This is a genomic window from Streptomyces sp. NPDC091377 (assembly GCF_044757045.1).
Taxonomy (GTDB): Bacteria; Actinomycetota; Actinomycetes; order Streptomycetales; family Streptomycetaceae; genus Streptomyces.
The window spans coordinates 122,925-142,434 of record NZ_JBIVUE010000016.1 but is presented as its reverse complement, the minus strand read 5'-3'; the positions used below and the strand labels follow the sequence as shown (position 1 = coordinate 142,434).

Genomic DNA, 19,510 nt, shown 5'->3' with positions numbered 1-19,510 from the left:
GACCGGGCGTTGTCAGTGCCGTGATTTAGGGTTTCAGGGTGGAGCCCGACCTGTTCACCGCCGCTGCCGAAGAACGGCAGGAGAAAGACCCCGCCGCCAGCCCGCTGGCGGTGCGGATGCGCCCGCGCGATCTCGACGAGGTCGTGGGGCAGCGGCATCTGCTCAAGCCCGGGTCGCCCTTGCGGCGGCTGGTGGGGGAGGGGGCCGGAGGCCCGGCCGGCCCGTCCTCGGTGATCCTCTGGGGGCCGCCCGGCACCGGCAAGACGACCCTCGCGTACGTCGTCTCCAAGGCCACCAACAAGCGGTTCGTGGAGCTGTCCGCGATCACCGCCGGGGTCAAGGAGGTCCGCGCGGTCATCGACGGCGCCCGCCGCGCCACCGGCGGCTACGGCAAGGAGACCGTCCTCTTCCTGGACGAGATCCACCGCTTCAGCAAGGCCCAGCAGGACTCCCTGCTGCCCGCGGTCGAGAACCGCTGGGTGACCCTGATCGCCGCGACCACCGAGAACCCCTACTTCTCGGTGATCTCCCCGCTCCTGTCCCGCTCCCTGCTGCTCACTCTCGAACCCCTCACCGACGACGACATCAGCGGACTGCTGCGCCGCGCCCTCACCGACGAGCGCGGCCTGGGGAGCGCGCTCACCCTCCCCGAGGACACCGAGGCCCATCTGCTGCGGATCGCCGGCGGTGACGCCCGCCGCGCGCTGACCGCCCTGGAGGCCGCGGCCGGCGCCGCCCTCGACAAGGGCGAGCCCGAGATCACCCTGGGCACCCTGGAGGAGACGGTCGACCGGGCGGCCGTGACGTACGACCGCGACGGCGACCAGCACTACGACGTGGCCAGCGCCCTCATCAAGTCCATCCGCGGCTCCGACGTCGACGCCGCCCTGCACTATCTGGCCCGCATGATCGAGGCCGGCGAGGACCCCCGCTTCATCGCCCGCCGGCTGATGATCTCCGCCAGCGAGGACATCGGCCTGGCCGACCCGGGCGCCCTGCCCCTCGCGGTCGCCGCCGCCCAGGCCGTCGCCATGATCGGCTTCCCCGAGGCCGCCCTCACCCTCAGCCACACCACCATCGCCCTCGCCCTGGCCCCCAAGTCCAACGCCGCGACCACCGCGATCGGCGCCGCCCTGGAGGACGTACGCAAGGGACTGGCCGGGTCCGTCCCGGCGCATCTGCGGGACGGGCACTACAAGGGAGCGGCCAAGCTGGGCCACGCCCAGGGGTACGTCTACCCGCACGACCTGCCCGAAGGCATCGCCGAGCAGCAGTACGCCCCGGACGCCCTGAAGGACCGCAGGTACTACACCCCGACCCGGCACGGCGCGGAGGCGAGATACGCGGACGCCGTGGAATGGACCAGGAAGCACCTCGGTCGCAAGCGGTCCTGAGCGCCCTGTAGAATCCCCTGAGCGCTGCGTCCCGTGTCCGGCACCCGAAAGGGCAGCCGGCGCCACCAGAACGGGACATCCAGCCGGAACCCCGTCGCCGCGAGGCACAGGATTCCAGGAGCGTCGCGCACCGTCGAACGGTGTCGCGGGCAGCCCACCACCCCCCGGGATCCCGGGACCGGCCGGTGGGCCACTCGCGTGCTGCACGTATGTGCCCAGACCAGGGAGCGGCTGCCCGGCAGGACCGTGTTCGCGCACGGACCCGCGGGGTTTCCCCGGCTGCGGATGCGACCTCCCCTAACCCTGGTGAAGCCGTATTCGCACACAGAACACGAGGTGTTTGGTTCATGGCGAACCAGTCCCGCCCCAAGGTCAAGAAGTCGCGTGCCCTCGGCATCGCGCTGACCCCCAAGGCCGTCAAGTACTTCGAGGCCCGTCCCTACCCCCCGGGTGAGCACGGCCGCGGTCGCAAGCAGAACTCGGACTACAAGGTCCGTCTGCTGGAGAAGCAGCGTCTGCGCGCGCAGTACGACGTGTCCGAGCGCCAGCTCGTGCGCGCCTACGACCGCGCCTCCAAGGTCCAGGGCAAGACCGGTGAGGCCCTGATCATCGAGCTGGAGAAGCGTCTCGACGCCCTGGTCCTGCGTTCGGGCATCGCCCGCACCATCTACCAGGCCCGCCAGATGGTCGTCCACGGCCACATCCAGGTCAACGGCAAGAAGGTCGACAAGCCGTCCTTCGTCGTGCGCCCGGACGACGTGGTGCAGGTCCGCGACCGCAGCAAGGACAAGACGCTGTTCCAGATCTCCCGCGAGGGCGGCTTCGCCCCCGACGGCGAGACCCCGCGTTACCTCCAGGTGAACCTCAAGGCCCTGGCGTTCCGCCTGGACCGCGAGCCGAACCGCAAGGAGATCCCGGTGATCTGCGACGAGCAGCTCGTCGTCGAGTACTACGCCCGCTGACCCGGACGTAGCACCGCCCGCATCATCAGCCCGCCGTCTCCCCGCCCTTCCGGGTGGGCGAGGCGGCGGGCTGATGCGTGGCCGACGCCGGATCACCGCCCCGCGCATGCCGTACGCTCCCGCGCGCCGCCCCCGGCAGCTCCGGCGAGCGCACCGGACACCGCTCCAGCGCACGGGCCACGGCCGTCTCCCGCTCCAGCCGCTCCCCGATCCGCACGCACTCCTCGTAGCGCGCGTCGCCCAGCCGCTGCCGGGCCAGCTCCGCACAGCACTCGTGCGGCCGGTTGTAGTGGGCCGAGCCGAACAGCGGCAGCCCCACCGACGGCCACAGCCCCGCCGCCGCGCCCTGGAGCACCGCCGCCTCCGCCGGGTCGCCCTCCGTCGCCGTCACCAGGGCGAGCAGCTCGAAGGCCAGCACCGAACCCAGCAGATCGTGGAAGGCGTGCGCGGTGCGCAGACACTCCCCGAGCAGGGCCCGCGCCCCGGCCGTGTCACCCTCGCTCCAGGCCGCGTAGCCGAGGACGAACAGCGCGTACGCCCGCGACCAGCGCTCCCCGTGGTCCTCGCAGACCCGGCGGACCTCCTCGCACAGCCGCACCGCCTCCGCCAGATCGCCCTGGAAGGCACGGGCCATCGCCAGCTCGACCTGGCCCATCAGCACATTGCTGTTCAGCTCGCCGATCTCCTGATAACGCTCCAGCGCCGAGCGCAGCAGCGTTTCTGCACGCGGAAGGTCATCGCTGACCAGCGCCAGACAGCCCGTCCGGTGCTCCGCGTACGCCACCGCCGTCGGGTTCGCCAGCCGCTCCGCCTCCTCCCGGCACTCCTGGAGCACGCCCAACGCCGGCACCCGGTCGCCCTGGAGGACCGCCACATAGCCCAGCACCCACAGCGCCTTGAGCCGCGACTGCTCGTGCCCCGGCTCCTGCGACGCAAGCTCCACACTCCGCTCCAGCCAGCGCCGCCCCTCCGACAGCCGCCCGCAGCCCACCCAGCAGAACCACAGCGACCCGGCCAGATACAGCGCGAGCTGGCTGTCGTCCGGCTCGGTCAGGCAGTACTCCAGCGCCCAGCGCAGATTCGGCAGCTCCGCGTCCACCCGCGCGGCCACCTCGCCCTGCCGCGGCGAGAACCACTCCAGCTCGCACCAGGTCGCCAGCCCCACGTACCAGTCGCGATGACGCCGCCGCAGCCGGGTCGCGTCGCCCGCCGCCTCCAGCCAGCCCGCCCCGTAGGCCCGCAGCGTGTCCAGCATCCGGTAGCGCGTCCCGGCCGCGGTCTCCTCCCGCACCACCACGGACTGGGCGAGCAGCCGGGTCAGTACGTCCAGGACGTCGTCCGCGACCAGCCCGTCACCGCCGCACACATACTCCACGGCCTCCAGATCGAAGGAGCCCGCGAACACCGACAGCCGGGACCACAGCAGCCGCTCCCGCGGCGCGCACAGCTCATGGCTCCAGCCGATCGCCGTCCGCAGCGTCTGATGCCGGGGCAGCGCGTCCCGCCCGCCCCCAGTCAGCAGCCGGAACCGGTCGTCCAGCCGCTCCAGCAACCGGGCGGGCGACAGCGCGCCCAGCCTGCCCGCCGCCAGCTCGATCGCCAGCGGGATCCCCTCAAGACGACGGCACACCTCCCCGGCCGCCACCAGGTCCCCGCCCCCGTCCAGCGGCACGCCCAACTGTGCGGCCCGGTCCCGCAGCAGCGCCACCGCCTCGTCCTCGGCCAGCGGCGCCAGCGGGAACAGCCGCTCACCCGCCACCCCCAGCGGCCTGCGCCCCACGGCGAGCACCCGCAGCCCCGGCAGCCGCCGCAACAGCTCGGTCACCAGCGGCGCGCATACCTCCACCAGATGTTCAAAACCGTCCAGCACCAGCAGGACCCGACGACCGTCGAGCCGCCCCAGCAACGTCTCGCGCGGCGGACGGGTGGTGTGGTCCGTCAGCGCCAGCGCCTCCACCAGCGCGTACGGGACGAACTCCGGATCGCGCACCGCGGCCAGCTCCACCCGCCACACCCCGTCACGCGGCGCCGCCCCGGCCGCCGCCCGCGCCGCGAGCCGGGACTTCCCGACCCCGCCCGCCCCCGTCACGGTCACCAGCCGGCCGTCCCGCAGCGCCCGCGCCAGCCCGGCCAGTTCGGCCGAGCGCCCCACGAACGCGTCGAGTTCCAGAGGGAGATTGCCGGGCGCACCGACCACTCGGTCACCGGCGGGCTGATCTGATCGCATAAGACACGGAGCGTACTGAAGCGTAATCACTGCGTACAATCGCTTCCTCCGATCTCGCGCGTTCCGCTGCGCGCCGGACAGTAATCCGGTACGGAGCCGCATTCCCGGCGCGATAGGCTCGGTGCACGACTTTTTCGATGTTCAGCACGGTTCAGGGAGCGGGTGCGCAGTGTCCGGTGGAGAGGTGGCCGGGATCCTGGTGGCCGTCTTCTGGGCGATCCTGGTCTCCTTCCTCGCGGTGGCACTGGCGAGGCTGGCCCAGACGCTCAAGGCGACCACCAAGCTCGTGGCGGACGTGACCGACCAGGCGGTACCGCTCCTCGCGGACGCCTCCTCGGCGGTGCGCTCCGCACAGACCCAGATCGACCGGGTCGACGCGATCGCCACCGACGTCCAGGAGGTCACGTCGAACGCCTCCGCGCTCTCCACGACCGTCGCCTCCACCTTCGGCGGCCCCCTCGTCAAGGTGGCCGCGTTCGGCTACGGGGTGCGCCGCGCGCTCGGCGGACGCAAAGGGGACGACGCGTCCGGCGCGTCCGACAGGGACCAGGGCCATGTGATCGTGGGCCGCACCGTCCCGGCCGCGCGCCGGGCGAGGCGGGCCGGCCGCGGAAAGAGGGACTGAGAGCCAGCGATGTTCCGTCGTACCTTCTGGTTCACCAGCGGCGTCGCCGCCGGCGTGTGGGCCACCACCAAGGTCAATCGCAAGCTGAAGCAGCTCACTCCGGAGAGCCTCGCAGCGACCGCGGCCAACAAGGCGGTCGACACCGGCCGCCAACTGCGCGACCGGGCAGTGGGCTTCGCGCTCGACGTCCGCGACGGCATGGCCCGGCGGGAGGCCGAACTGGAGGACGCGCTCGGCATCCGTGAGGAACCCCGGCTCCCCGCGCCCCGGCGGTACACCGCCATCGAGAACCACAACGGGACCAAGACGTACGTCATCGACAGTGCGACGCCCCCGCTCCCCCCGAACGAAACGAACCAGACGAACCCCACGGACCCGCACCCGGGGGATTCGCACAACCGGAATGAGGACCACTGATGGAGTCGGCTGAGATCCGCCGCCGCTGGCTGAGCTTCTTCGAGGAGCGCGGGCACACCGTCGTCCCTTCGGCGTCGCTCATCGCGGACGACCCGACTCTGCTCCTCGTCCCGGCCGGCATGGTCCCCTTCAAGCCCTACTTCCTGGGCGAGGTCAAGCCGCCCTACACCCGCGCCACCAGCGTCCAGAAGTGCGTGCGCACCCCGGACATCGAAGAGGTCGGCAGGACCACCCGGCACGGCACCTTCTTCCAGATGTGCGGCAACTTCTCCTTCGGCGACTACTTCAAGGAAGGCGCCATCACCCTGGCCTGGGAGCTGCTCACCTCGCCCCAGGACAAGGGCGGTTACGGGCTCGACCCGGAGCGCCTGTGGATCACCGTCTACCTGGAGGACGACGAGGCCGAGCGTATCTGGCGCGACGTCGTGGGCGTCCCCGCCGAGCGCATCCAGCGCCTCGGCAAGAAGGACAACTACTGGTCCATGGGCGTCCCCGGCCCCTGCGGCCCCTGCTCCGAGATCAACTACGACCGGGGACCGGAGTTCGGCGAGGAGGGCGGCCCCGCCGTCAACGACGAGCGCTACGTGGAGATCTGGAACCTGGTCTTCATGCAGTACGAGCGCGGCGAGGGCACCTCCAAGGAGGACTTCGAGATCCTCGGCGACCTGCCCAGCAAGAACATCGACACCGGCCTCGGCCTGGAACGCCTCGCCATGATTCTGCAGGGCGTGCAGAACATGTACGAGATCGACACCTCGATGGCCGTCATCGACCAGGCCACCGGACTGACCGGCGTGGCCTACGGCGACGCCCATGACTCGGACGTCTCCCTGCGCGTGGTCACCGACCACATGCGGACCTCGGTCATGCTCATCGGCGACGGCGTCACCCCCGGCAACGAGGGCCGCGGCTATGTGCTGCGCCGCATCATGCGCCGCGCCATCCGCAACATGCGGCTGCTCGGCGCCACCGGCCCGGTCGTGAAGGAACTGGTCGACACCGTCATCGAGATGATGGGCCGTCAGTACCCGGAGCTGGTCACCGACCGCGAGCGGATCGAGAAGGTCGCCGTCGCCGAGGAGAACGCCTTCCTCAAGACGCTGAAGTCCGGCACCAACATCCTGGACACCGCCGTCACCGAGACCAAGGCCGCCGGCGGCACCGTCCTCGCCGGCGACAAGGCGTTCCTGCTCCACGACACCTGGGGCTTCCCGATCGACCTCACCCTGGAGATGGCCGCCGAACAGGGCCTGTCCGTGGACGAGGACGGCTTCCGCCGCCTGATGAAGGAGCAGCGGGAGCGCGCCAAGGCCGACGCCAGGGCCAAGAAGACCGGCCACGCCGACATGGGCGCCTACCGGGAGATCGCCGACACGGCCGGCGAGACCGAGTTCATCGGATACACCTCCACCGAGGGCGAGTCCACCATCGTCGGCATCCTCGTGGACGGGCTCTCCTCGCCCGCCGCCACCGAGGGCGACGAGGTCGAGATCGTGCTCGACCGCACCCCGTTCTACGCCGAGGGCGGCGGCCAGATCGGCGACACCGGCCGGATCAGGGCCGACTCCGGAGCCGTCATCGAGATCCGCGACTGCCAGAAGCCGGTACCGGGGGTCTACGTCCACAAGGGCGTCGTGCAGGTCGGCGAGGTCACCGTCGGCGCCAAGGCCCAGGCCACCATCGACGCCCGGCGCCGGCACTCCATCGCCCGCGCCCACTCCGCCACCCACCTCACCCACCAGGCCCTGCGCGACGCCCTCGGCCCGACGGCCGCCCAGGCCGGTTCCGAGAACCAGCCCGGCCGCTTCCGCTTCGACTTCGGCTCCCCGTCCGCCGTGCCGACGGCCGTGATGACCGACGTCGAGCAGAAGATCAACGAGGTGCTCGCCCGCGACCTCGACGTCAGCGCCGAGGTCATGGGCATCGAGGAGGCCAAGAAGCAGGGCGCCATCGCCGAGTTCGGCGAGAAGTACGGCGACCGGGTGCGGGTGGTCACCATCGGCGACTTCTCCAAGGAGCTGTGCGGCGGCACCCATGTGCACAACACCGCCCAGCTCGGTCTGGTCAAGCTGCTCGGCGAGTCGTCCATCGGCTCGGGCGTGCGCCGGATCGAGGCCCTCGTCGGGGTGGACGCCTACCACTTCCTCGCCCGTGAGCACACGGTCGTCAACCAGCTGACCGAACTGCTCAAGGGCCGGCCGGAGGATCTGCCCGAGAAGGTCTCCGGCATGCTCGGCCGGCTGAAGGACGCCGAGAAGGAGATCGAGAAGTTCCGCGCCGAGAAGGTGCTCCAGGCCGCCGCGGGGCTCGCCGAGTCCGCCAAGGACGTCAACGGCGTCGCCGTTGTCACCGGCCGGGTCCCCGACGGCACCACCGCCGACGACCTGCGCAAGCTCGTCCTCGACGTACGGGGCCGGATCCAGGGCGGCCGGGCTGTCGTCGTCGCCCTGTTCAGCACCGTGGGCGGCAAGCCCCTCACGGTCATCGCCACCAACGAGGCCGCCCGTGAGCGCGGACTCAAGGCCGGTGACCTGGTCCGCACCGCCGCCAAGACCCTCGGTGGCGGCGGTGGCGGCAAGCCCGACGTCGCCCAGGGCGGCGGCCAGAACCCGGCCGCCGTCGGTGACGCCGTCGCCGCCGTGGAGCGCCTGGTCGCGGAGTCTGCCAAATAATGCGCACCGGACGCCGCCTCGCGATCGACGTCGGGGACGCCCGGATCGGGGTCGCCTCCTGCGACCCCGGCGGGATCCTCGCCACACCGGTCGAGACGGTGCCCGGCCGGGACGTCCCGGCGGCCCACCGCCGGCTGCGGCAGCTCATCGAGGAGTACGAGCCGATCGAGGTGGTCGTCGGCCTCCCTCGCTCCCTCAAGGGGGGCGAGGGCCCGGCGGCGGCCAAGGTCCGCGGCTTCGCCCAGGAGCTGGCCCGGGGCATCGCACCGGTGCCGGTCCGGCTGGTGGACGAGCGGATGACCACGGTCACGGCCGGGCAGGGGCTGCGCGCCTCGGGCGTGAAGGCCAGGAAGGGCCGTTCGATCATCGACCAGGCCGCCGCTGTGATCATCCTTCAGCAGGCACTGGAATCCGAACGGGTGTCAGGTAAACCCCCCGGCGAGGGCGTCGAAGTGGTCATCTGATCGCGATACGGTAACGTTCCGCGCGGGCGGCGGCATTCGAACAGCCTCCGCACAGGAGAGGCGGAACGGGAACCGGGCCTTCGGGCACCGCGCCCCACCGCCTCGCGGCTCTAGGGGATCGATGACTGAATATGGCCGGGGCCCAGGCTCCGAACCGTGGCATCCGGAGGACCCGTTGTACGGGGACGGCGGATGGGAAGGGCAGCAGCAGGCCCCTGTGGCTCAGCAGCCTGCCTACGGCGGCCAGCAGCACTACCCGCAGCAGCCGCAGCAGTACGACGACTGGGCCGGTGGCCAGCAGGGCTACGGCCAGCCGGGCTACGACCAGCAGCAGCCGTACCCGCCCTCCTACGACCAGCAGTACTACGGCGATCAGGGCACCCAGCAAGGACAGCAGGCCCAGCAGGTCCCACAGGGCCAGCAGGGCCAGCAAGGACAGCAGGGCCAGCAGTACGACGACGGCTGGGGCACCGGCAACCACCAGCAGCTGCCCTACACCGGTGACCCGACCGACCCCTACGCTCAGCAGGGCGCCGCGTACGGCGGTGACCAGCCCGACTTCTACAACACCCCGGACGCCTACCCGCCGCCCGAGCCCCCCGCCCGGCGCCGCGCCGAACCCGAGCCGCGCACCGACTGGGACCCCGAGCCGGAGCAGGACGACAACGCCTTCTTCGCGCAGGACGACGCGGACGAGGGCGACTCCCGGGACGGCGGCAGACGCGCCGACCGGGGCGGTCGCGGCGAGCGGCGCGGCCGGGGCGCCAAGCCCAAGAAGAGCCGCAACGGCTGCGCGTGCCTGGTGGTCGCGCTGGTCCTCGGCGGCGGCGCCGCGGGCGTCGGCTACTTCGGCCTCCAGTTCTACCAGGACCGCTTCGGCGAGGCTCCGGACTTCGCGGGGTCGGGCAACGGTGAGCAGGTCACGGTCACGATCCCCAATGGCGCCGGCGGTTACATCATTGGGCAGGAGCTGAAGAAGGCGGGGGTCGTCAAGAGCGTCGACGCGTTCGTGGCGGCGCAGGAGAGCAACCCCGAGGGCAAGACCATCCAGGACGGTGTGTACACCCTGGAGAGAGAGATGTCCGCGGACAGCGCCGTCAAGATGATGCTCACCCCGGCGAGCCGCAGCAACCTGATCATCGCCGAGGGCAAGCGCAACATCGAGATCTACGAGCTGATCGACAAGCGGCTGGAGGTCGAGGACGGCACCACGGCCGAGGTCGCCAAGAAGCAGTGGAAGGACCTCGGGCTGCCCGACTGGGCCGTCGGCCACAAGAAGGTCAAGGACCCGCTCGAAGGCTTCCTCTACCCGTCCAGCTACGCCGTCGCCAAGGGGCAGAAGCCCGTGGACGTGCTCAAGCAGATGGTCGAGCGGGCCAACAACCGGTACGAGGAGCTGGGCGTCACCAAACGCGCCGAGAGCCTCGGGCTGGAGAACCCCTGGGAACTGGTCACCGTCGCCAGCCTGGTCCAGGCCGAGGGCAAGACGCACGACGACTTCCGCAAGATGGCCGAGGTCGTCTACAACCGCCTCAAAGAGGACAACACCGAGACGAATCGCGAACTTCAGTTCGACTCGTCCTTCAACTACCTCAAGGGCCAGAGCAAGATCGACATCTCCTCGTCGGAGATCAACAGCAACCCGGACCCGTACAACACGTACACCAACGAGGGGCTGCCGCCCGGCCCGATCGGCAACCCGGGCGACGAGGCCCTCAAGGCCGCGATGAACCCGACGGAGGACGGCTGGATGTACTTCGTCGCCACCGACGGCATGGACAAGACGGAGTTCGCCACGACCATCGAGGAGCACGAGCGGCTGGTCGAGAAGTTCAACGCGTCGAGGCGCGACTGATGTCCGGGGCGCACAGGGCCGCCGTGCTCGGCTCGCCGATCGCCCACTCCCTCTCCCCGGTGCTGCACCGCGCCGCGTACACCGCGCTGGGCCTGGAGGGGTGGACGTACGACCGCTTCGAGGTGGACGAGGTGGCGCTGCCCGAGTTCCTCGGGACGCTCGGCCCCGAGTGGGCGGGGCTGTCGCTGACCATGCCGCTGAAGCGGGCGGTGATACCGCTGCTGGACGAGATCAGCCCGACGGCGGCCTCGGTCGACGCGGTGAACACCGTCGTCCTCACCGAGGACGGCCGCCGGAGCGGCGACAACACCGACATCCCCGGCATGATCGCCGCGCTCAGGGAGCACGGTATCGACAAGGTCGACTCCGCCGCGATCCTCGGGGCCGGCGCCACCGCCTCCTCGGCGCTCGCCGCGCTCTCCCGGATCTGCTCCGGGGAGGTCACGGCCTACGTCCGCAGCACGTCCCGCGCCGCCGAGATGCGGGAGTGGGCCGAGCGGCTGGGGATGGAGGTACGGGTCGAGGACTGGGCACGGGCCGAGCGCGCGCTGCACGCGCCCCTGGTCGTGGCCACCACCCCGGCGGGCGCGACCGACGCCCTCGCCGCGGCCGTCCCCGAACGCCCCGCCGCCCTCTTCGACGTCCTCTACGACCCCTGGCCCACCACCCTCGCCGCCCGCTGGTCGGCGTACGGCGGCGCCGTCGTCAGCGGCCTCGACCTGCTGGTCCACCAGGCCGTACTCCAGGTGGAGCGGATGACGGGCCGCACCCCGGCCCCCCTGGCCGCGATGCGGACCGCGGGGGAGAGGGCACTGGCCGAGCGCTAGGGACTGTCGTGTGGGTCAGCCTGGCTGTGGCAAACGGTGCTGCTCGGCTGGGCGGATCCCGCGCCGCCGGGATGATCCGAACGACAGGCCCCAGGTCGTGTCCGCGCCACGGAAGCGAACGACAGGCCCCAGGTCGTGTCCGCGCCACGGAACCGGTTCGCGGGCGTCCGCCTGATGGACCGGCGGTCGGTTCGGGGTGGGGGCGTGGGAGGATCGGGGTGGCGGGTCCGGGCCGCGCACCCGGTCGCCGTCGCGGTACGCGAGGAGACGCGTACGCGGGGCAGTGCAAGGCGCGAACACTGAGGAGCACCGTTGAGCAGGTTGCGCTGGCTGACCGCGGGGGAGTCCCACGGTCCCGCACTCGTGGCGACGCTGGAGGGACTTCCCGCCGGAGTGCCGATCACCACGGACATGGTGGCGGACCACCTGGCGCGGCGGCGGCTCGGCTATGGACGCGGTGCGCGGATGAAGTTCGAGCGGGACGAGGTCACCTTCCTCGGCGGAGTCCGGCACGGGCTGACCCTGGGCTCGCCGGTCGCCGTCATGGTCGGCAACACCGAGTGGCCCAAGTGGGAGCAGGTGATGGCCGCCGACCCGGTCGACCCGGAGGTGCTGGCCGGCCTGGCCCGCAACGCCCCGCTGACCCGGCCGCGGCCCGGCCACGCCGACCTCGCCGGGATGCAGAAGTACGGCTTCGACGAGGCCCGGCCGATCCTGGAGCGCGCGAGCGCCCGCGAGACGGCGGCGCGGGTCGCGCTGGGCGCGGTGGCGCGGTCGTACCTCAAGGAGACGGCCGGGATCGAGATCGTCAGCCATGTGGTGGAGCTGGCGGGCGCCAAGGCCCCGAAGGGGATCTACCCGACGCCCGACGACGTGGCGCGACTGGACGAGGACCCGGTGCGCTGCCTGGACGCCGACGCGTCCAAGGCGATGGTCGCGGAGATCGACCAGGCCCACAAGGACGGCGACACCCTCGGCGGTGTGGTCGAGGTGCTGGCGTACGGCGTCCCCGTCGGACTCGGCTCGCACGTGCACTGGGACCGGCGCCTGGACGCCCGGCTGGCCGCGGCGCTGATGGGCATCCAGGCGATCAAGGGCGTCGAGGTCGGCGACGGCTTCGACCTGGCGCGGGTGCCGGGTTCGAAGGCGCACGACGAGATCGTGGGCACTCCGGAGGGCATCCGGCGGGTCTCCGGCCGCTCCGGCGGCACCGAGGGCGGACTCTCCACCGGTGAGCTGCTGCGGGTGCGGGCGGCGATGAAGCCGATCGCGACCGTGCCGCACGCCCTGCGCACCGTCGATGTGACCACGGGCGAGGCCACCCAGGCCCACCACCAGCGCTCCGACGTCTCCGCCGTGCCCGCGGCCGGGATCGTCGCCGAGGCGATGACCGCGCTGGTCCTCGCCGACGCGGTGGCCGAGAAGTTCGGCGGCGACAGCGTGACCGAGACCCGCCGCAACGTGACCTCGTACCTCGACCATCTGGCGATCCGATGACCGGCCCCTCGGTGGTGCTGGTCGGCCCGATGGGGGTCGGCAAGTCCACCGTGGGCGAACTGCTCGCCGAGCGGCTCGGGGTGGCGTTCCGGGACACGGACGCCGACATCGTGGCCACCCAGGGCCGCCCGATCGCGGACATTTTCGTGGAGGACGGCGAGGCCGCCTTCCGCGCGATCGAGAAGGAGTCCGTCCGGCGGGCCCTCGCCGAGCACACCGGAGTGCTCGCGCTCGGCGGCGGCGCGGTCCTCGACCCCGACACCCGGGCGAACCTCTCGGGCCGGCCGGTCGTGTATCTGTCGATGGACGTGGAGGAAGCGGTCCGGCGCACCGGGCTCAACGCCGCCCGCCCGCTGCTCGCGATCAATCCGCGCAAGCAGTGGCGGGAACTCATGGAGGCCCGGCGCCATCTGTACGAAGGGGTGGCCGCACAGGTGGTGGCCACGGACGGGCGGACGCCCGAAGAGGTCACCCAGGACGTGCAGGACGCCCTGGGCCTGACGAACGCGCAGGCCGGGAACGCCCCGGCGCAGCGGCAGGAGGAAGCGGTGACAGCGTCGGTGACCCGGATCCAGGTCGGCGGCAGCGCGGGCAGCGAGCCGTACGAGGTCCTGGTGGGCCGTCAGCTCCTCGGTGAACTCGCCGGGCTGATCGGTGAGCGGACCAAGCGGGTCGCCGTACTGCACCCCGAGGCGCTCGCCGAGACCGGGGACGCGCTCCGCGCCGACCTGGCCGGGCAGGGCTTCGAGGCGATCGCCGTCCAGGTGCCCAACGCGGAGGAGGCCAAGACCGCCGAGGTCGCCGCCTACTGCTGGAAGGCGCTCGGACAGTCCGGCTTCACCCGCTCGGACGTGATCGTGGGCGTCGGCGGCGGCGCCACCACCGACCTCGCCGGGTTCGTGGCCGCGACCTGGCTGCGCGGGGTGCGCTGGATCGCGATCCCGACCACCGTGCTCGGCATGGTGGACGCCGCGATCGGCGGCAAGACCGGCATCAACACGGCCGAGGGCAAGAACCTGGTGGGCTCCTTCCACCCGCCCGTGGGTGTGCTGTGCGACCTCGCCGCCCTGGACTCGCTGCCGGTCAACGACTACGTGTCCGGGCTCGCCGAGATCATCAAGGCCGGCTTCATCGCCGACCCGGCGATCCTGGAGTTGATCGAGTCCGACCCGGAGGGCGCGCGCAGCCCGTCGGGTCCGCACACCGCCGAGCTGATCGAACGGTCCATCAAGGTCAAGGCGGAGGTGGTCTCCTCGGATCTGAAGGAGTCCGGCCTGCGGGAGATCCTGAACTATGGCCACACCCTCGCCCACGCCATCGAGAAGAACGAGCGCTACCAGTGGCGGCACGGCGCCGCGGTCGCCGTCGGCATGCACTTCGCCGCCGAACTCGGCCGGGTCGCGGGCCGGCTGGACGACGCCACGGCCGACCGGCACCGCACGATCCTGGAGTCGGTCGGGCTGCCCCTGCACTACCGCTACGACCAGTGGCCCCGGCTGCTGGAGACGATGAAGGTCGACAAGAAGTCCCGCGGTGACCTGCTCCGCTTCATCGTGCTGGACGGGCTGGCCAAGCCGACCGTGCTCGAAGGCCCCGATCCGGCCGTGCTCCTCGCCGCGTACGGCGAGGTGGGGGAGTAAGTACCCGACTGTTCCATCCGTCCGTCCAGCCGAGTGGCGACGGGCACACGGGGCCGTTCCCGGGCGTTCACCAAAGGGTGTCCGGGGACGGTACCGTTCGGTAGCGGTGGGGTCCCGTGCCCTGCCGCCGCAACCCATCCCCTGTCGCGCGGGGGCCGCAGGGTGACGCAGTCCGCCCGGGGCGCACGCGCCGAGAACGACGAGACGGAGTGGCACCGGATGCAGCACGCAGTGGGGTCTCCGCTGCCGCCCCGCCGGCCGGGGCAGGGACCGGCCGCCGACTGGTCCCCCACCGGGCACCACCCACAGCCCCCCGAGGGCCTACGACAGCCGCCCGGCCGGACACCGCAGGGCCTTGGCCCCGTTCCGCAAGGGTCTCGGCCTGTTCCGCCGGGTTCCGGGCGTGTTCCGCCGGGTTCTGGGCATGTACCGCAGGGGCCCGGACCTGTTTCGCCGGGTTCTGGGCATCTCCCGCAGGGGTCCGGACCTGTTCCGCAGGGTTCTGGGCGTGTTCCGCAAGGGTCCGGCCCCGCGCCGCAAGGGTCCGGCCCCGCACGGCCCGGGTCCGGCCCGGTACCGCACGGCTCCGCCCCGGTGCCGCCGCCCCCGCCCGCACCCGGCTTCACCGCACCTGTCCCCGGCCGGGTGCCGCCCCCGCCGCATCCCCCCGGTCCGCCGGTCCCCGAGACCACCGGCCATGTGACGCTGCCGCCCGGCGGCCCCGTCGGCATGCCCAGCGCGCCTCCGGCCGCCGCCGTGCCGGATCCGACGGCGACCACGCTCGCCGTGCTCCTCATCGGCCCCGCCGGAGCCGGGAAGACCAGCGTCGCCAAGTACTGGGCCGACCACCGCCGGGTCCCGACCGCGCACATCAGCCTGGACGACGTCCGCGAATGGGTCCGCTCCGGATTCGCCGACCCGCAGTCCGGATGGAACGACCACTCCGAGGCCCAGTACCGCCTGGCCCGCCGCACCTGCGGCTTCGCCGCGCGCAACTTCCTGGCCAACGGGATCTCCTGCATCCTCGACGACGCCGTCTTCCCCGACCGTCCGGTGGTCGGCCTCGGCGGCTGGAAGCGCCATGTGGGACCCGGGCTGCTGCCCGTCGTCCTCCTTCCCGGCCTGGAGATCGTCCTGGAGCGCAATGCCGAACGCTCCGGGAATCGCCGCCTCGGGGACGAGGAGGTGGCCCGCATCCATGGCCGGATGGCCGGCTGGTACGGCTCGGGCCTCCCGATCATCGACAACTCCCAGTTGGACGTCCCCGGCACGGCCCGGGTCCTCAACGAAGTCCTCGCCCGATCAATAGCGAGCCCCCCGAACTGGTAGGGCCGTCCTGTCGGACGCCGGCCTTCGGGGGCACGGGAGGGCTACGCGGGCGGTCTGCCAAGGCGAACGGAATGCAGGACCGCGTACGAGAACCACGCAGGCGCCCACGGCACGTGCCATTGGGGTCGACGACGGCGGGTGCACAGCAGCGCCGTCACCACGTCACCGCAGCCGCACGGCTGTGAGACCGCAGCCCCGCGCCGTCGACGCAGCAGCCGCAGGGCGTGTCACGCAGCCTTGGCACCCACGACCGCGCGGTCCCGCGCCGCGACATCCGCAGCACCGTGTGGCCGTGATTCCGGCCAACCCATGGCTATGACCTGGCCCCGACGCCCACGACCCGCGCTGCCACGGGGCCGTAATACCCGCAGTCCGCGCAGAGATCCGGCAGCCCAGGCGACCGGGGCGCGGCAGCACTGTCACCACGGCTCCGCGGCAGCAGGGCAGTGACACCGCAGGCTCGTGACGCTGGCGCCGCAGTCGCATGGCTGGGTCACGCAGCCCTGGCGCCCACGACTGCGCAGTCCCGGGGCCTACGACCACGAAGCCCCGTGCCGGTGCATCCGTAGCCCTGTGGCCGCGATCTCGGCAGCCCACGGCTATGACCCCACCGGTCCCGCGCCCACGACCGCGCTGCCCCGCGGCCGTGATCCCGCTGGCCGGCCCCAGCCGTAACACCCGCACTCCCGCGCAGTGATCCCGCAGCGCACGGGCTATGACCCCGCAGCCCCGCGACCACGACCACTCAGCCTCACGGCCGTGACCCCCGCACCCCCACGCACCCCGCCCCGCACCCCACGCCCGTGCCCCCCGCACCCCACCACCACCCACATACCCCGACGCCCCCCCCGCCCCGTGGCCTCCCGCGGCCCCCATCGGCGCACCCCAACCGGCATAAAACCGGCAATCCTCCTACGCTCGACACATGTCAGAGGTGTACGCCACCCGCCGAACCCGCCTGAGGGAACGCAGCAACGCCAGCGGCAGCGCGACCGCCCTGGTCTCCCGCCCCGCCAATGTGCGCTACCTCGCCGGCGCCGCCCCGCAGGGCGCTGTGCTGCTGCTCGGCAAGCACGAGGACGTGCTGGTCTGCGCGGGGCCACCGGACGAGCGGGCCGGTGACGGCCGCCCCGACGAGGCGCTGACACTGCATACCCTGACCGGCCCCGGCGGTGACCCGGCGGTCGCGGCGGCCGGGCTCGCCGAGGCCCAGGGCGCCGACTCCCTCGCCGTGGAGGAGCACCACCTCACCGTCGCCCGGCACCGCGCCATCGGCTCGGTCGCCCCACGGCTGCGGCTGGGCGACGTCGGTGGCGCCGTGGAGCAACTGCGGATCGTCAAGGACGAGGAGGAGATCTCCGCCCTGCGCATCGGCGCCGAGATCGCCGACCAGGCCCTCGGCGAGCTGCTGGAGTCCATCCTGGTCGGCCGCACCGAACGCCATCTGGCCCTGGAGCTGGAGCGCCGGCTGGTGGACCACGGCGCCGACGGCCCCGCCTTCGCCACCTCCGTCGCCACCGGCCCCAACGCCGGCCGCCGCTGCCACCGGCCCACCGACCGCCGGGTGGAGGAGGGCGACTTCCTCTCCGTCTGTCTGGGCGCGACCTACCGCGGCTACCGCTGCGAGATCGGCCGCACCTTCGTCATCGGCACCTCGCCCGCGGAGTGGCAGATCGAGCTGTACGACCTGGTCTTCGCGGCGCAGCGGGCCGGTCGGGAGTCGCTCGCGCCCGGCGCGGCCTACCGGGACGTGGACCGGGCGGCCCGCCAGGTGCTGGACTCGGCCGGGTACGGCTCGGGCCTCGCCGCGCTCACCGGACACGGTGTCGGGCTCGAAATCCATGAGGACCCGCAGATCGCCCCCGCGGCCATGGGTAAACTGGATGCCTGCGTGCCGGTCACCGTCGAACCGGGGGTCCACCTCCCGGGCCGGGGCGGTGTCCGGATCGATGACACGCTCGTCGTCCGCCCCGAGGCGGACGGCGGTCCCGAGCTACTTACCATCACGACCAAGGAGCTGCTCGCGTTGTAGGCGCGTGCCCCGGGGTCGTCCACGTCAGTCCAGGAGATTGAAGCAACCGTGGCTTCCACGAACGACCTCAAGAACGGCATGGTGCTCAAGCTCGACGGCGGCCAGCTCTGGTCCGTCGTAGAGTTCCAGCACGTCAAGCCCGGCAAGGGCCCGGCATTCGTGCGCACCAAGCTCAAGAACGTGCTGTCCGGCAAGGTGGTCGACAAGACCTTCAACGCCGGCGTCAAGGTCGAGACGGCCACCGTCGACAAGCGCGACATGCAGTTCTCCTACATGGACGGCGAGTACTTCGTCTTCATGGACATGGAGACCTACGACCAGCTGCACATCGACCGGAAGACCGTCGGTGACGCCGCGAACTTCCTGATCGAGGGCTTCGAGGCCACCGTCGCGCAGCACGACGGCAGCGTGCTCTTCGTGGAGCTGCCGACCGCCGTCGAGCTGAACATCGCCGAGACCGAGCCCGGCATCCAGGGCGACCGCTCCACCGGTGGCACCAAGCCCGCCAAGCTGGAGACCGGTTACGAGATCCAGGTCCCGCTCTTCATCACCACCGGTGAGAAGATCAAGGTCGACACCCGCTCCGGCGACTACCTCGGCCGGGTGAACAGCTAACCGTGGCTGCCCGCAACACGGCCCGCAAGCGCGCCTTCCAGATCCTCTTCGAAGGTGATCAGCGCGGCGCCGATGTCCTGACGGTGCTCGCGGACTGGATCCGGCACTCCCGGTCCGACACGCGGCAGCCGCCGGTGAGCGAGTACACGATGGAGCTGGTCGAGGGGTACGCGGAGCACGCGCGCCGGATCGACGAGCTGATCGCTCAGTACGCCGTCGGCTGGACGCTGGACCGGATGCCGGTCGTGGACCGCAACATCCTGCGCCTTGGCGCGTACGAGCTGATCTGGGTGGACGGTACGCCGGACGCGGTGGTGCTGGACGAGATGGTGCAGCTGGCCAAGGAGTTCTCGACGGACGAGTCGCCCGCCTTCGTGAACGGGCTGCTGGGCCGTTTCAAGGAACTGAAGCCCTCACTGCGACGCGAAGTGTAGGTGCTCCGGGCCCGGGGCGCCGTCCGGGACGGGGTGGGTGAGCCACCGCGCGTGGGTGTGATCGTTCGCGCGGTTCCCCGCACGCACCCCGCACCACCCGCCCCGTCCGGTCCGAGCATCGACCCCGACGTCCCGTCCCGGACAGGCACCGGGGACCGACCCGGGCACCGGCCCACCCCGGCCCCGGAAGCCACCGGAACCGGGCACGGGCGGGCCGACCCTCGGCCCACCTTCGGCCTCCGGAAAGCACACCAGGACCGCACAGCACACCAGGACCGGAAGGCATCAGGACCGGCAGGGACCTGCACCCCGGAAGGCACCGGAACCCGGCACCCGCCGGCGACCGGCACCGCCACCGGCATCACCCCTCAGCAGGGACCCGCACTCCCGACCGGGACCGCCACCCACCAGGGACCGGCACCCGGCAGGGACCGCCACCCGACCGGGACCGGCACCCGGAAAGCGCCGACCCCCGCCCCCCCCGCCCCGGCACAAAGCAGGCGCCGGCAGCACCACAGCC

The 19,510-nt window shown here is 72.0% G+C and carries 15 protein-coding genes; 14 read left to right on the top strand and 1 reads right to left on the bottom strand.

Translation table 11 applies throughout. From position 1 onward, the window contains the following. Positions 1–38 precede the first annotated feature (38 nt). Together ACIQNG_RS29500 and rpsD are read left to right on the top strand one after the other, a co-directional pair. Positions 39–1,394 carry a replication-associated recombination protein A gene (locus ACIQNG_RS29500; protein WP_401429394.1) on the top strand — a complete coding sequence of 452 codons (1,356 nt, stop codon included), beginning with the start codon at positions 39–41 and terminating at the stop codon, positions 1,392–1,394. 347 nt (positions 1,395–1,741) lie between these two features. Next, positions 1,742–2,356 (top strand): 30S ribosomal protein S4, encoded by a 615-nt coding sequence (rpsD, locus tag ACIQNG_RS29495; protein WP_384597319.1) that lies wholly within the window; start codon positions 1,742–1,744, stop codon positions 2,354–2,356. Positions 2,357–2,381: 25 nt separating this feature from the next. Here rpsD and ACIQNG_RS29490 read toward each other — a convergent pair whose 3' ends face one another. Next, positions 2,382–4,583 (bottom strand): ATP-binding protein, encoded by a 2,202-nt coding sequence (locus ACIQNG_RS29490; protein ID WP_401489234.1) that lies wholly within the window; start codon positions 4,581–4,583, stop codon positions 2,382–2,384. Positions 4,584–4,752: 169 nt separating this feature from the next. Between ACIQNG_RS29490 and ACIQNG_RS29485 the strand changes: the two genes are divergently transcribed. The 12 genes from ACIQNG_RS29485 (at position 4,753) to nusB (ending at position 18,990) form a co-directional block, all read left to right on the top strand. Beyond that, positions 4,753–5,208 carry a DUF948 domain-containing protein gene (locus tag ACIQNG_RS29485; protein ID WP_401489232.1) on the top strand — a complete coding sequence of 152 codons (456 nt, stop codon included), beginning with the start codon at positions 4,753–4,755 and terminating at the stop codon, positions 5,206–5,208. A 9-nt stretch (positions 5,209–5,217) separates the two neighbouring features. Beyond that, positions 5,218–5,625 carry a hypothetical protein gene (locus ACIQNG_RS29480; protein ID WP_401489230.1) on the top strand — a complete coding sequence of 136 codons (408 nt, stop codon included), beginning with the start codon at positions 5,218–5,220 and terminating at the stop codon, positions 5,623–5,625. After that, positions 5,625–8,297 (top strand): alanine--tRNA ligase, encoded by a 2,673-nt coding sequence (gene alaS / locus ACIQNG_RS29475; protein WP_401429403.1) that lies wholly within the window; start codon positions 5,625–5,627, stop codon positions 8,295–8,297. The genes ACIQNG_RS29480 and alaS overlap by 1 nt, the downstream gene beginning before the upstream one ends. Beyond that, the gene (gene ruvX, locus ACIQNG_RS29470; protein WP_401429405.1) at positions 8,297–8,761 is read left to right on the top strand and encodes a Holliday junction resolvase RuvX; all 465 of its coding nucleotides are present in this window, start codon (positions 8,297–8,299) and stop codon (positions 8,759–8,761) included. The genes alaS and ruvX overlap by 1 nt, the downstream gene beginning before the upstream one ends. 121 nt (positions 8,762–8,882) lie before the next feature. Continuing rightward, positions 8,883–10,616, top strand: a complete 1,734-nt coding sequence (gene mltG, locus ACIQNG_RS29465) for an endolytic transglycosylase MltG (protein WP_401489227.1) — start codon at positions 8,883–8,885, stop codon at positions 10,614–10,616. Next, a complete protein-coding gene (locus tag ACIQNG_RS29460) occupies positions 10,616–11,443 on the top strand; it encodes a shikimate dehydrogenase (protein ID WP_401429410.1) in 828 nt (275 codons plus the stop codon). Before mltG ends, ACIQNG_RS29460 begins: the two co-directional genes overlap by 1 nt. 312 nt (positions 11,444–11,755) lie before the next feature. Further along, positions 11,756–12,940, top strand: coding sequence for a chorismate synthase (gene aroC / locus ACIQNG_RS29455; RefSeq protein WP_401429413.1), 1,185 nt, complete (start codon positions 11,756–11,758; stop codon positions 12,938–12,940). Continuing rightward, the gene (gene aroB, locus ACIQNG_RS29450) at positions 12,937–14,580 is read left to right on the top strand and encodes a 3-dehydroquinate synthase (RefSeq protein ID WP_401489225.1); all 1,644 of its coding nucleotides are present in this window, start codon (positions 12,937–12,939) and stop codon (positions 14,578–14,580) included. Before aroC ends, aroB begins: the two co-directional genes overlap by 4 nt. A gap of 219 nt (positions 14,581–14,799) precedes the next feature. Beyond that, a complete protein-coding gene (locus tag ACIQNG_RS29445; RefSeq protein ID WP_401489223.1) occupies positions 14,800–15,909 on the top strand; it encodes an AAA family ATPase in 1,110 nt (369 codons plus the stop codon). Positions 15,910–16,834: 925 nt separating this feature from the next. After that, positions 16,835–17,941: an aminopeptidase P family protein gene (locus tag ACIQNG_RS29440; protein ID WP_401489221.1), complete on the top strand. Its 1,107-nt coding sequence runs from the start codon at positions 16,835–16,837 to the stop codon at positions 17,939–17,941. Between the two features lie 48 nt (positions 17,942–17,989). Beyond that, positions 17,990–18,556 carry an elongation factor P gene (efp, locus tag ACIQNG_RS29435; RefSeq protein ID WP_401429425.1) on the top strand — a complete coding sequence of 189 codons (567 nt, stop codon included), beginning with the start codon at positions 17,990–17,992 and terminating at the stop codon, positions 18,554–18,556. Positions 18,557–18,558: 2 nt separating this feature from the next. Beyond that, positions 18,559–18,990 (top strand): transcription antitermination factor NusB, encoded by a 432-nt coding sequence (nusB, locus tag ACIQNG_RS29430; RefSeq protein ID WP_401429427.1) that lies wholly within the window; start codon positions 18,559–18,561, stop codon positions 18,988–18,990. The last annotated feature ends 520 nt before the right edge of the window (positions 18,991–19,510 follow it).

Bases quoted from the DNA above. Each gene is read 5' to 3' on its own strand.
- ACIQNG_RS29480 (WP_401489230.1), top strand. From the start codon at position 5,218: ATGTTCCGTCGTACCTTCTGGTTCACCAGCGGCGTCGCCGCCGGCGTG.
- aroB (WP_401489225.1), top strand. From the start codon at position 12,937: ATGACCGGCCCCTCGGTGGTGCTGGTCGGCCCGATGGGGGTCGGCAAG.
- ACIQNG_RS29445 (WP_401489223.1), top strand. From the start codon at position 14,800: ATGCAGCACGCAGTGGGGTCTCCGCTGCCGCCCCGCCGGCCGGGGCAG.
- ACIQNG_RS29460 (WP_401429410.1), top strand. From the start codon at position 10,616: ATGTCCGGGGCGCACAGGGCCGCCGTGCTCGGCTCGCCGATCGCCCAC.
- alaS (WP_401429403.1), top strand. From the start codon at position 5,625: ATGGAGTCGGCTGAGATCCGCCGCCGCTGGCTGAGCTTCTTCGAGGAG.
- rpsD (WP_384597319.1), top strand. From the start codon at position 1,742: ATGGCGAACCAGTCCCGCCCCAAGGTCAAGAAGTCGCGTGCCCTCGGC.
- mltG (WP_401489227.1), top strand. From the start codon at position 8,883: ATGACTGAATATGGCCGGGGCCCAGGCTCCGAACCGTGGCATCCGGAG.
- ACIQNG_RS29490 (WP_401489234.1), bottom strand. From the start codon at position 4,583: ATGCGATCAGATCAGCCCGCCGGTGACCGAGTGGTCGGTGCGCCCGGC.
- ACIQNG_RS29440 (WP_401489221.1), top strand. From the start codon at position 16,835: ATGTCAGAGGTGTACGCCACCCGCCGAACCCGCCTGAGGGAACGCAGC.
- ruvX (WP_401429405.1), top strand. From the start codon at position 8,297: ATGCGCACCGGACGCCGCCTCGCGATCGACGTCGGGGACGCCCGGATC.